The following is a 13,697-nucleotide window of genomic DNA, read 5'->3' on the forward strand; positions in this document are numbered from 1 at the left end:
TGAACGCATCATTCTACCTGTTCAGGCGCTACATTTTAAACCAGTCGCGCAGACTGTTCGGACGGTCACCAAGGTAGCTGTACCCGAGTGCCAGCAAACTATTGATGAGAACGCCACTTCCAATGATGGCGACTTTGCCCCATAGGCTTGGGGCAAGGAAGACAAGGATACCAAGGGCCAGCCAGGTGACGACCATTAAAACCGCCAGGAGCACCTTCAGGATTTTTACCATCTTAATGGCCTGACCGCAACGAAACGGCCGGCGCGTTCGCCAGCAGTTCCGGCCGAATTAGAAGATAACTACCGGGTTCGGGACTTTTTAAGCGCACAAAACCGCCCGGTTCCGAAAGAAAAGCCGAAAAACCGCTGTCACCGGCAAAATAGTGCTGCATGTCGCGGGTCATCAGAATGAAATTAACGTTCTGCTCCTTCAGGAAACGCCCGAAGTCGGTATTGGGCCGGTAAAATTCCACCCGAATCCAGCGCGGTTTCTGTTCCTGCCCGTACAGAAACACCCGGTACCACTCCCGCTCCAGCGACGAAACCGTGCCGTTGATCGGGAGCGAACGGATAAACCGGATGTTATCGGCCACCGGCGTCGGGCGGATTTCCTGCTGCTGCCGGACGGTTTGGTACGCGACCCAGATCATCATCAGACTGGCCAGCCCGCCCAGCCAAACCGGCGATTGCACGACGCGTAACTTGATGTATCCCAGAAAAAAAGCAAGGATCGTGATCAGTCCAACGGCGTGAAAATACAGGTAGTGCGTTCGCGGAAAAACCAGCACGACCGAGCCCAGTGACGGTAAAAGTAAAATCAGGAGAGCCAACTCCCTGCTGGTCAGGCGGATTCTGCCTGCGGTCATTTGCCGGAACGTTCCCCGCCAGTCGATCAGGAAGAAACCCACTCCGGCCAGCAAAACCGCCAGAATCCATTTCCGGTAGGGCGAGTTCAGGTGTTTCAGGGGCGTTTCAAAAAACAAACTACCTAAAACTTTGAATTCGGCCTTGGTGGTGTTGATGATATTCGTCCAGAAATGCTTGATAACCAGATCAGGATGCACCCGAAACGCATCCCGCATCGACTTGACCTCCGGCCCGAACACCTCCGCAATCAGCTTGAACTGGTCAACAATCGGAATGTCAATCGGGCGGTTTTGCCAGGTGTTGTAGTTGATGCTGAAGTGCTGCACAAACGCCTGGAAACTGCGGTTGCTGCCCTGGTTGTCCTGCGCCAGCGGATACCCAAACAAAAGCAGCATCAAAACCGCCAGCGCCACAAATCCCAGAATGCCCGAAAACGCCCGCAACGACACTTTCCCGTTCCGAAACCGGGGCAGCAGAAACGTGCCGACGGCCAATCCGAAGGCCAGCAGCATGGAAACGTAGAACTCCGGCCGGACGTAGGCACAGAGCAAAGCGGTCAGGGCCGTGAGCAGCAGCCCGTTCCGAACCGACCAGTCCCGCGCCTGAATGACGCCCAAACCCGCCAGAATCAGGCAAAGCGTAAACGCCGAAATCCGGGGGTCGAGTTCGACATTCAGCGTGGAAAACTGAAAGCAGAGCGCGCAAAACAAACTGACCGCAAAACCGGACCGGCGCAGGTATAAATACAGAAACAGCAAAGCGCCGGTCAGGATGACCAACAGCCGCCAGTTCAGATAAAACAGATCGAGTGTATCGGGCGTAAAAACCTGCAAAAACCGTAACCAGGCCGCATACAGCGAACCCCACTGGGCCAGATACGGATCGGGCGGAAAACGGTAGGCCAGGCCCGAAGCCAGGTAGGTCATTTCGTCGCCAAAAGCGACATCATAGCGCCAGGGCAGGTTGTGCGTTAGGGCCAGTCCGGCCACAATCATCAGCGCCAGGCCCGCCAGCCAGCCCCTTGGTTGGTTTCTCATGCGGTAATGGCTAAGGCTTCGTAGAGAATTTCGGCCGGGTGCTTGGCTTTGCGACCGGTTCCGTCTTTGATCTGGTGGCGGCAACTGGTTCCGGCAGCCGCAATGATCACGTCCTCAGGTTGTTTGCGGACCGTTGGAAACAACACCAGCTCCCCGATTTTCATCGAAACTTCGTAATGTTCCGCTTCGTAGCCAAACGAACCGGCCATGCCGCAGCACCCCGACGGAATGAGCTGCACGGTGTAGTTTTCGGGCAGCGACAGCATTTTCTTGGACGGCACCAGCGACGAGACGGCTTTTTGCTGGCAGTGTCCGTGCAGCTTGATCAATCGTTTTTCGGTCGTAAAGGCGGTTTTTGGAATCGCGCCCTTATCGATTTCGCGGGCCATGAACTCCTCGAACGTCAGCGCACTTTCGGCAATCCGCCGGGCGTCGGGCAGCAGGGATTCATCGACCAGATCGGGGTATTCATCCCGGAACGTCAGAATGGCCGAGGGTTCGATGCCCACCAGGGGCGTTTCGGTGGTAATCAGGTCTTTCAGCATCCGGACGTTTTTTTCCGCCAGCCGTTTGGCCTGCCGCAGCAACCCCTTCGACAAAGCCGCCCGCCCGCTTTCGCCGTGTTCCGGAATGATGACCTCGTAACCCAGCTTTTTCAGCAGCAAAACCGCCTTTTTCCCGACTTCCACGTCGTTGTAATTCGTAAACTCGTCGCAGAAAAGGTAAACTTTCGAGGAAGAACCTTGCTTTTTCCTTTCCTCCTCTCCTCCTTTTTTCCTTTCAATCCACTTCCGCAACGTCGTCGAATGCAGCAGCGGCATGGTGCGATCGGGGTGAAAACCGATCACGCGGTTGGCCACCCGCCGGAGCGATTCGGTTCCCAGAACCGCATTGTACGCCCAGGGCACCCACGAGGCCAGTCCCGACAGGCTCGAGAAATTGGCGATGAGCCGACTCCGAACCGGCACGCCATTGGCATCGTGGTAATGCTGCAAAAATTCCATCTTCAGCTTGGCCACATCGACGTTCGACGGGCATTCGGCTTTGCAGCCCTTACAAGCCAGACACAGATCATACACTTCCTTGATCTCCTGGTTATCAAACCGGTTTTCTTTCGGCGACAACGTCAGCATTTCGCGCAGAATATTGGCCCGCGCCCGCGTCGTTTCTTTTTCGTTGCGGGTGGCCATGTAGCTGGGACACATCGTGCCGCCCGACAACTCGGTTTTCCGGCAGTCGCCCGAACCGTTGCACTGCTCGGCATGTTGCAAAACCGTCTGGTCGTGAAACCGGAAAAACGTCTTGAACTCCGGCGTTTGCTGCCCGGCTTCGTACCGCAGAAACGTATCCATCGGGGGCGTTTCCACAATTTTTCCGGGATTGAAAATACCGTACGGGTCCCAGGTTTGCTTGATTTCCCGCATCAGCTCGTAGTTCCTGGGGCCCACCATCAGCGGAATAAATTCCCCCCGGAGCCGACCGTCGCCGTGTTCACCCGAAAGCGAACCGTCGTATTTTTTGACCAGATGCGCAATTTCTTCGGCAATCAGCCGGTATTGCTGGTGGCCTTCCTTCGTCTTCAGATTGATAATCGGGCGCAGGTGGATTTCGCCCGAACCGGCGTGGGCGTAGTGCACCGCCGACATTCCATTTTTCGTCAAAACCGCGTTGAAATCGCGGATGTAGTCGGGCAAATCGTGGACGTCGATGGCCGTATCTTCGATCACCGCCACGGCTTTGGCATCACCCGGCAAATTCGCCAGCAAGCCCAGACCGGCTTTCCGCAAGGTCCAGATTTTCTTGGTATCCTCGCCGTATAAAACCGGGAAATGGTAGCCTAATCCGGCCGCCCGCATATCGGCTTCCATTTCGACGGCCCGCTGCGCAATCGCGTCGCGGGTTGTTCCGCCAAATTCCACCACCAGAATCGCGCCCGGGTCGCCCTGGACAAAAAACCGGTTTTTACGTTGTTCGATGTTATCTTTCGTACACTCCAGAATGTAATGATCGATCAGTTCGACGGCCCGGGGCTGGTATTTCAACGCAATCAGGTTGGCCCGCAGCGACTCGTCCACGTTGTTGAAATGCACGCAAACCAGCCCAAGTTCGTTCGGCGGCAGCGGCACAACGTTCAGCCGGATTTCGGTCAGAAAACAAAGCGTTCCCTCCGAACCGGCAATCAGTTTGCAGAAGTTAAAGGAATCTGCGCCCTCGGTATACGGGGCGGTTTCCAGCAGTTCGTCCAGTGCATAACCGGTGTTGCGCCGTTCGATGCTGCGTTTGGGAAATTGACGCCGGATTTCGGCCTGATTGTCCGAATCGGCCAGAATCTCGTTGGTTTTCAGGTAAATTTTATCCAGCAGCGACGCGCTCCCGTTTTTCTGCGTACCGGCGTCAATCAGCCGGTCAAAAGCCCGGGTTTCCACCGGCCCAAATTCGGCTTCGCTCCCATCGGCCAGCAGGGCTTTGACGGACAGCGTATGTTCCCGCGTGGAGCGGTACACCACCGAGTTGGAGCCGCACGAATTATTGCCGACCATGCCGCCAATCATCGCCCGGTTGGCCGTCGAGGTTTCGGGGCCGAAAAACAAGCCGTACGGTTTCAGGAATAAATTCAACTCATCGCGCACCACGCCGGGTTGCACGCGCACCCAGCCTTCCTGCTCATTGAGTTCAATGATTTTAGTGAAATGCTTCGAAACATCGACGATAATCCCGTTGCCCACCACCTGCCCGGCCAGCGAGGTTCCGGCGGTTCGCGGAATGAGGGAGGTGCGGTTTTCCCGGGCGAACGCAATTAACTTTTTGAGATCCTGAATCGACTTCGGAACCGCCACCGCCAGCGGCATTTCGCGGTAGGCTGAAGCATCGGTGGCATATAAGGTACGGTGGGTCGAATCGGTGTAAAATTCGCCCTCTAACTGCGTAGAAAGCTGTTGTAACGTCTCCTGAGTAACCATAAAAGACTTTATCCAAGACAGAATAAAACCGGGTCCGGAAAAAAGGGCCGGTTTTTTGGCCTTAAAGGTACAAATTTTTCCAGTACGCTGGCCGAAATATGGAAACTGTTGGGCAATACAGCGTATTTGAATAATACAATTTATCAGACAGGGTACAGTACGGAAATGAGCCGCCTGTTTTATTCCTGATTCGTTTCCGATTTCCCGGTTTTTTTCCCGCTGACCGGCATTTCAGAAAAATAACCGTCCCCAAACTATCCGGTAACAACGATGCCAAAAAATTCTCAGAATAATTTTATATGATTCAACATTGTATTATACAGATTATTTATTGTAATTTGCTGAAAAGTATCAGGATTATGTTCTATAAAATCTTACAAGGTTACCAGTTATGAAAGCAATTTCACAAAACAGTTTGTTTGCTCAAGCCGTTAATGCGCTGATTTACTGTGATTTTACCTTGTAAGTCCTACTCCTGATTACATCGTGTTCATTTCAAACTTTCTATCTGTTAACCTATGATGAATCCTTCTATCAGATTCTATCATGAACGTAAAAAGGTAAGCCGGCCCGACAACGCCCGGACGGTTCAAGGCAGCCCGATCCAGTGGCTCACTGGTTTTCTGTTATCACTTACGTTCATTTTCTGCCTGAGTCTAAACCAGGTATCCGCTCAGGACCGGACTGTGACCGGTACCGTTACTTCCGCGGAAGAAAAAGTTGGCCTGCCGGGTGTGACGGTCCAGATCAAAGGCACCACCCGCGGCACGACCACCGATGCTGACGGTAAATACACGCTCAGCAATGTTCCCGATAATGCTACGCTGGTTTACAGCTTTATCGGTTTGCAAAACCAGGAAATTGCCGTTGGCAACCGCTCGGTGGTCGATGCGATTTTGACTTCCGACACCAAATCACTGGAAGAAGTCGTCGTTGTGGGGTACGGAACCGCCAAGCGGAAAGACCTGACGGGTTCCGTTCAGCAGGTGACGGCAAAGGAATTCAACCCCGGTATTGTGCCGAACCCCTTGCAGGCCATTCAGGGCAAGGTAGCCGGTTTGGTGATTACGATGCCGTCGGGCGACCCCAACCAGGCACCAACCGTTCGTTTGCGGGGATATACCTCGCTGGCCGGTGGTAGCGATCCCCTGTACGTCGTCGATGGCGTCATTGGCGTTCCGATTCAGACGGTTTCACCGACGGACATCGAATCGATGGATGTTTTGAAAGATGCCTCGGCAGCCGCTATTTACGGTTCCCGGGCCGCCAATGGGGTTATCATTGTGACCACCAAACGCGGAAAGTCCGGACGGACCACCATCACGTTCAACAATTACATCGGGGCTGAAACCATCTCGAAACGCCTGGATCTTCTGGATGCCCAAGGCTATCGGGATGCCGTAACGACCATCAAGGGCGCTGGTGCCCTGACCGCCGACCGGCTTCGGTTTCCGGCGGGCAACTACGACACCGACTGGGTGGATGAAATTACCCGGACGGGGGTTACTACCAACCACGACCTGGCTATCTCCGGCGGTTCGCCCGCGTTCAGTTATCGGGGTTCATTTAACTACATCGGTCGCGACGGTATTATCAAGAACACCGGTTTTGACCGGATGACCGCCCGGATCAACCTCGATCAGAAAGCGATTGATAACCGCCTGAACATCCAGTATAACCTGGCGGTGACCAACACCAACTCCAAATTGAACGACGGTGAAATTGTTGCCCGGGCCGTTACCTTCCTGCCGACTTTGCCCATTACGGATCCAACCGGAGCCAATAATGTGGGCGGTTATTACGAGGTAGGTGGTAGCTTCGATTTGTTCAACCCCGTTGCCATGCTCAACAGCCAGAAGTTTGACCAGCAAAAGCGGTTAATTATTGGTGGGGTTAATCTGCGTTACGAGGTTATTGACGGACTAACGCTGGGGGTAAACGGTGCCTTCCAGAACGAGAATACGGACGAAAGCCGCTCGCGTGACCGCAATATCAAAGCGTTCCAGTCGTCGAATGGCGAAGCGTTCCGGAAAATGGACCAGAGCAATAACAAGCTGTTGGAACTGACCGCTACGTATACCAAAGCGTTCGGTCAGAACAACAGCAACTTCAATATTTTGGGGGGATACTCCTACCAGAACATCGTTTATGACGGTTTTCAGGCCCGCAATACGCAGTATCTTACCAACACCTTATCCTACAATAACCTGGGATTGGGGGCTGGTACACTGCTGAGTCCGGCTTCGAACTACGCCACCTCTTACCGCAACAGCACCACCCTCGCGTCATTCTTTGCCCGGGCCACCGTGAACATGAATGACAAATACAACCTGACGGCCACGGTGCGTCGCGACGGAAGTTCGAAATTTGGTGCCAACAACAAATGGGGTATTTTCCCATCGGTGGGCGCGGGCTGGACGCTTACCAACGAAGACTTCTTCCCGAAATCTACCACGCTGAACTATTTGAAACTGCGGTTGGGCTGGGGACAAACCGGGAATTCGGAAGGCCTGAAACCGTATCAATCGCTCCAGTTGTATGGCCAGAAAGGAACGTACTACGATGGCGGTGTGGCCGACTTTTTGCCGGGCTACGGGATTACCCAGAATGCCAACCCGAACCTGAAATGGGAAGTGTTGACAACCTCCAACGCGGGTCTGGATTTTCAGTTGCTCAACGGTCGCTTCTCAGGAACGCTGGAAGTGTATAACAAAACGACCAAAGACATGCTGTACCGCTATTCGGTACCGGCTGATGGGGTGAAATACTTCACCAACTTCATCTGGGCCAACGTGGGAACCATGCGCAACCGGGGTGTTGAGCTTTCCTTCGGGGGTGACATCATCCAGAAAGGCGATTTCAACTGGAACGCCCGCATCGTGGGTGCTTACAACAAAAACACAATTGTTAATCTTAAAAGCGCCGATTTTGACTCCGGCCTGATTCGTTTTAACGCATTTGGTGGCCGCGGTCTGTCGGATATTTTCGCTTCCTACCTGTGGCCGGGCCGTCCGTTGGGCGAGTTCAACAATGTGCCTACGTTTGTGGAATACACCGCCGATGGCAAAGTGTTGCTAAAACCGGGTACGGGCGATCAGCCTACGACGGACGTTAGCAAGGCCGATGCCGCTGCGGGAATTGCAGCACAAAACCCGGTTGGTCAGGGTAATCCGCAACCGTTCCTGACGGCTTCGTTCATCAACGGTTTTACGTACAAAGGATTTGACCTGAACTTCCAGTTGCGGGGTTCATTTGGCAACAAAATCCTGAATAACCTGCGCTCCAACTTGCTGATACCGGGCTCGGTTCTGGAAACCAACATGCTGCGCGGGGTGGCTGATCTGCCGAAAGACTATGGTACCAACGTGTTGTCGACGTACTGGCTGGAAAACGGAACGTATGCCCGTTTGGATAACTGGCAAATCGGATACAACATCCCGACGACCAGCAAATACCTGTCGGCGGCTCGTATCTACATCGGTGGAAACAACCTGTTCACCATCACGAAGTACAAGGGAGTCGATCCGGAACTTCAGGTAAAAGCGGATTTGCAGAACGAAAGCCAGTCTCCCAACAACATTGGGCTAGACGTTAGCAACATTTACCCGAAAACGCGGTCGTTCCAACTGGGTGTTAACCTGACGTTCTAATCGTCGTAATCAACTAACAATCAGCCACTAAAATGTTTAATTCAACCATAAAAGTTTGGGGCGTAAGTCTGGTTCTGCTGATGGCAGGCCAGTCGTGTACGGACCTTGACGAAAAAACGTACGATGTCATCCCGACTGACCAGTTTGGACAGACAACCCAACAGCAGGCAGCCCTGATTGGCCCACTTTACAGCGGTTTGGCCGATTATTACGGCAACAGCCAGGCGTTGAACGCTACAACGGACGAACAGATTGTTCCCACGCGCGGTGGTGACTGGAAAGATGGTGATAACTGGAAACGGCTTTATCAGCACACCTGGGACCCCACCACCGACAACGGCCAGTTCAACGGTCCCTGGACCTGGTGTTATAACAACATCACGTCCATCAACCAGCAGTTGGGGTCGATTACGGACGAAACGACGAAAGCCGAACTCCGGGCTTTGCGGGCGTTCTTCCACTACAAGGCGATGGACATGTTCGGCAATGTGATTATTGCTGATCAGGTTGGCACAACAACGCCCGCGCAGAAAACCCGCACGGAAGTGTTTACCTGGATTGAGAAAGAGCTGCTGGAGGTGTATCCCAAACTGAGTTCAACGGTGGGGGGCGCTTATTATGGTCGTTTCAACCGATCGGTTGTTAATATGATTCTGGCGAAGATGTACCTCAATGCGCAGATTTATACCGGTACGGCCCGCTGGGCCGATGCCGCGACGCGTTGCGACAGCATCATCCGGTCGGGCAAGTTCTCACTGACGGCGGATCTGCTGGACAACTTCAAAGTACAGAATCAGAACTCGCCCGAAATTATCCTGGCGACGCCTTTTGACAACTCGAAGCGGGGCGGTTTTACCATTCACATGGCCACGCTCCACTACAAACACCAGTTGACCTACAACCTGCCGGCCTCGCCCTGGAACGGATACGCTACCGTTATCGAGTTTTACAATTCGTTCTCGGCCCAGGATTTGCGGAAGAAAATGTGGATCGTTGGTCAGCAGTATGACGCCACCGGAAAAGCGATGGACGACGACGGTACCCCGATGGTGATTACTCCGGAAATTCCCGCCTTCGAAATGCCGGCCGGACCCGCCAGCCGTCTGGCCGGAGCCCGGAGCCAGAAATACGAGATTCAGAAGAACAACACGACCAACGACATGAGTAACGACTTTGTTATTTTCCGCTTGGGCGATGTGTATCTGATGCGCGGAGAAGCGAATTTCCGGCTCGGTAAAGTTGCCGACGCATTGGCGGATTTCAATGTCATCCGGAAACGGGCGGGCGTAGCGGATTACACGGCGGCTCAATTGACACTGGACGAAATTCTGGCCGAACGGGGCCGTGAACTGGCCTGGGAATACCACCGCCGTCAGGATTTGATTCGCTTCGGGCAGTTCAACAAAGCATGGCGCTTTAAACCCGCATCAGAAGCCTACCGGACCTTGTTCCCGATTCCGAAAGATCAGATTTCACTCAACCCTAATTTGAAACAGAATCCGGGGTATAACTAAAAAAGTGATCCTTTTCTGAAAAAGCCCGGAATTCCGGGCTTTTTCAGTTTTGTGAATTCCCCATCTTCGAGCCGGCCAACCAACTTTGGATGCGATTTATTGAGTATCTTTAAGACTTGATTTTACTGGTAGCCACCGTCCATGCGTTATTGGATTCTCTTTTTGTTTTTTCCCGCCCTGATCGGTTGTCAATCTTCAGATTCTTCATCGCAGGAACCGCTTTTTGAAAAACTATCAGCGGAAACGACGCGCATCCCGTTTATCAATTCGGTTGTTGATGACAAGGATTTCAACATCTTCAATTACCGGAATTTTTACAACGGAGGGGGCGTCGCCATCGGTGATGTCAACAACGACGGCTTGCCCGATGTCTTCCTGATTGCCAACATGGGCGAAAATAAACTGTACCTCAACCGGGGCAACCTGCAGTTTGACGACATAACGGCCAAAGCCGGGGTAGCCGGAAAACGGGCCTGGAGCACGGGTGCCACCTTTGCCGATGTCAACGGTGACGGCCTGCTGGATTTATACGTCTGCAATGCCGGCATCCGCCCCGGCGACGACCGGCGGAACGAACTTTTTATCAACACGGGCGTGGCGAAAGATGGCGCGGTAACCTTCACCGAAAAGGCCAAAGAATACGGTTTAGATGACCAGGGCTATTCCACCCACGCGGCTTTTTTCGACTACGACCGCGACGGCGACCTCGATATGTACCTGCTCAACAACAGCTTTCTGCCCGTCGGGAAATTGGGTTACGTCAACCTCCGCGCCGAACGCGACCCCCTGGGTGGGCACAAACTTTTCAGGAATGATTTAATAAACCGGGAAAAAAGCGGAAAGGAAGGAACGAAAGGAACCCTTCCCCCCTCCTCCGTTTCTTCATTTTCGCCTTTTAAAGATGTCAGCGAGGAAGCCGGGATCTATGGCAGCCTGATCGGTTTTGGTCTCGGCATCACCATCGGCGATGTAAACAATGATAACTGGCTGGACATCTACATTTCCAACGATTTTTACGAACGGGATTACCTTTATCTGAACAACCACGACGGCACCTTTCGGGAGTCGGTGAAAGACGCCATGCCGCACCTCAGCCTCTCGTCGATGGGGGCCGACGTGGCCGACATCAACAACGACGGGCGACTGGATATTTTCGTGACGGACATGCTGCCGGGGAACGATGTGCGGCTGAAAAAAACCGGGGCCTTCGAGAATTACGATTTGCAGGAAATCAAACTCGCACGGGATTTTCATTACCAGTATATGCAGAATATGCTGCATCTGAATCAGGGCAATGAATCCGGTTTGGGCGGCAAAACAACCATTCCGCTGTTCAGCGACATTGCCCGGTTTTCGGGCGTACACGCGACGGACTGGAGTTGGGGCGCCCTGATTTTCGACATGGACAACGACGGCCAGAAAGACATTTTTGTGGCCAACGGCATTGCCAAGGACGTGACCGATCAGGATTTTATTCACTTCCTGGCCGACCGCGAAAATATGGCCCAGATTGCCCGTCAGCGCGAATTCAATTTCAAAGAGTTTCTCGATAAAGCGCCCTCGGAGCCGATTCCGAACTATGCCTTTCGCAACGACGGCCAGCTAAAATTCTCCAATCAGGCTGCGGTCTGGGGGTTGGGCGACCCGAATTTCTCGAACGGCGCAGCCTACGGCGACCTGGACAACGACGGTGATCTGGACCTGATTGTCAACAATGTCAACTCACCGGTTTCGGTTTTCAAAAACCGGTCGGTCGAGCAAAACAAAACCAATTACCTGCGCGTCAAACTCGTTGGCCAAGCCCCCAATCGCAACGCCATCGGCGCCCGGGTTTTTCTGTACCAGCAGGGCCAGATGCAGGTATTGCAGCAAATGCCCAATCGCGGTTTTCAGTCGTCGGTCGACCTCAATCTGGTGTTTGGCCTGGGGTCAACCCATCCGATTGATTCGCTGACGGTCATCTGGCCGGACGACCGGCAGCAGACCCTTCGCCAGCCGAAAGCCAACCAACTGCTCACGCTCAATCAACAAGAGGCAAGCGGTTTCTGGCAACCCGAAAAACCGGGTACGAAAACACTCTTTCGGGACATTACGGCCGTTTCGGGCCTGAATTACAAGCACGAAGAAAATCCGTTTGTCGACTACAACCGCGATCCACTGCTGAAACAAATGCTCTCGACGGGCGGCCCGGCCCTGGCAACCGGCGATGTGAACGGCGACGGGCTGGACGATGTGTTTCTGGGGGGCGCTTTCGGCAAACCGCACCGGCTTTTTGTGCAGCAGACCAATGGGCGGTTTAGTGAAAAAACACCCTCTATTTTCCGGCAGGATATCACTTACGAAGCCGTCGATGCGGTTTTCTTCGATGCCGATGGCGACAAAGACCTCGATTTATACGTCGTTTCGGGCAGCAACGAATTTGAAGCCGAAGCCGATGAATTGCTCGACCGGCTGTATCTGAACGACGGCAAAGGCGGTTTTACGCGCGACGAACGCCTGCCGAACCTGAAAGCGAGTGGTTCCTGCGTGGCGGCTGCGGATTACGACCGCGACGGCGATATCGACCTGTTTGTGGGCACGCGTCTGATTCCGGGGCAGTACGGTTTTAATCCGGCCAGCTATTTACTGACGAACGACGGGACCGGAAACTTTAAAAATTTTACGAAGCGGTATTTGCCCGAGGTCGCGCAGCTGGGCATGGTGACCGACGCCAGTTGGGCCGATCTAAACGCCGACGGTTTTCCGGAACTGGTGGTTGTTGGCGACTGGATGCCGGTTACGGTTTTTCAAAACCAGCGCGGGCGGCTCGTCAATCCGCAAACCGTCAAACTGCCCAACTCAACCACGCCCGCTTCCGGCTGGTGGAACTGCCTCAAAACGGGTGATGTGGACGGCGACGGTGACCTGGATCTGGTGGTTGGCAATCTGGGGTTGAATTCGCGGATCAAAGCCACGGCCCAGATTCCGGCGGAACTTTATACGGCGGATTTTGATCAGAACGGTAGTCTGGAGCAAATCATCAACTGCGCCGACGAAACCGGCACGCTGTACCCGATGGTGCTGAAGCAGGATTTACAGAAGGAAATGCCCAGCATCAAGAAAAAGTATATCAAGTTCACGGATTTCGCGGGCAAAAAACTCACCGAAATTCTAGACGAAAAACAGTTGCAAAGCGCCGTGGTGCAGCGGGCTTATACGGGCGAATCAGCGGTATTACTTAATTCCGGCAAGGGCGACCTGATTTTCCAGCCGCTCCCGAAAGAAGCGCAGCTTTCGCCCATTTGCGGCATTGAAATAATCGATGTCAATGGCGACCAAAAACCGGATTTGGTGCTGACCGGTAATTTTTTTGATGTTTTGCCCGAAATTGGCCGGTACGATGCCAGCTATGGCCTGGTGCTGCTGGGGCAGGGACAGGGCCGCTTCGAACCGCTCGGTCCGACGGCTTCCGGGTTCATTGTTCACGGCCAGGTGCGGCATCTGGCCCGGCTGAACCAAGGGCAGTTTGTGGCGGCCAAAAATAATGATCGAGTGCAAGTTTATAAACTGGATTAAAGGAAGCAGCTGCCTTGCACCGCCCGGGCGGGCCCGTCGGATGACGCGGGAAACGAAAAACCGGCTCTAAAAAATGCGTTGCGGCAGCTCATCCCCTTTAACCTGCGGAATCCT

At 53.7% G+C, this 13,697-nt stretch carries 6 protein-coding genes; 3 read left to right on the plus strand and 3 right to left on the minus strand.

The genetic code is table 11. The features are described from left to right. Positions 1–28: 28 nt before the first annotated feature. From ACYVHX_RS07950 to ACYVHX_RS07960, 3 genes are read right to left on the minus strand one after another with little or no spacing between them, the layout of a single operon-like run. Positions 29–232, minus strand: coding sequence for a hypothetical protein (locus ACYVHX_RS07950; RefSeq protein WP_460671102.1), 204 nt, complete (start codon positions 230–232; stop codon positions 29–31). 1 nt (position 233) lies between these two features. Then, positions 234–1,904 (minus strand): hypothetical protein, encoded by a 1,671-nt coding sequence (locus ACYVHX_RS07955; protein ID WP_460671103.1) that lies wholly within the window; start codon positions 1,902–1,904, stop codon positions 234–236. Next, positions 1,901–4,864 carry an FAD-binding and (Fe-S)-binding domain-containing protein gene (locus ACYVHX_RS07960; protein ID WP_460671104.1) on the minus strand — a complete coding sequence of 988 codons (2,964 nt, stop codon included), beginning with the start codon at positions 4,862–4,864 and terminating at the stop codon, positions 1,901–1,903. The genes ACYVHX_RS07955 and ACYVHX_RS07960 overlap by 4 nt, the downstream gene beginning before the upstream one ends. 686 nt (positions 4,865–5,550) lie before the next feature. On the opposite strand from ACYVHX_RS07960, the gene ACYVHX_RS07965 reads away from it, so the two are divergent. The 3 genes from ACYVHX_RS07965 (at position 5,551) to ACYVHX_RS07975 (ending at position 13,583) form a co-directional block, all read left to right on the plus strand. Next, positions 5,551–8,514 carry a SusC/RagA family TonB-linked outer membrane protein gene (locus tag ACYVHX_RS07965; protein ID WP_460671105.1) on the plus strand — a complete coding sequence of 988 codons (2,964 nt, stop codon included), beginning with the start codon at positions 5,551–5,553 and terminating at the stop codon, positions 8,512–8,514. A 32-nt stretch (positions 8,515–8,546) separates the two neighbouring features. Next, positions 8,547–10,028, plus strand: a complete 1,482-nt coding sequence (locus ACYVHX_RS07970; protein WP_460671106.1) for a RagB/SusD family nutrient uptake outer membrane protein — start codon at positions 8,547–8,549, stop codon at positions 10,026–10,028. Between the two features lie 141 nt (positions 10,029–10,169). Continuing rightward, on the plus strand, positions 10,170–13,583 hold the full coding sequence (locus ACYVHX_RS07975; RefSeq protein WP_460671107.1) for a VCBS repeat-containing protein: 3,414 nt from the start codon (positions 10,170–10,172) through the stop codon (positions 13,581–13,583). The last annotated feature ends 114 nt before the right edge of the window (positions 13,584–13,697 follow it).

Source organism: Larkinella ripae (assembly GCF_054780775.1).

Bases quoted from the DNA above. Each gene is read 5' to 3' on its own strand.
- ACYVHX_RS07970 (WP_460671106.1), top strand. From the start codon at position 8,547: ATGTTTAATTCAACCATAAAAGTTTGGGGCGTAAGTCTGGTTCTGCTG.
- ACYVHX_RS07975 (WP_460671107.1), top strand. From the start codon at position 10,170: ATGCGTTATTGGATTCTCTTTTTGTTTTTTCCCGCCCTGATCGGTTGT.
- ACYVHX_RS07955 (WP_460671103.1), bottom strand. From the start codon at position 1,904: ATGAGAAACCAACCAAGGGGCTGGCTGGCGGGCCTGGCGCTGATGATT.
- ACYVHX_RS07950 (WP_460671102.1), bottom strand. From the start codon at position 232: ATGGTAAAAATCCTGAAGGTGCTCCTGGCGGTTTTAATGGTCGTCACC.
- ACYVHX_RS07960 (WP_460671104.1), bottom strand. From the start codon at position 4,864: ATGGTTACTCAGGAGACGTTACAACAGCTTTCTACGCAGTTAGAGGGC.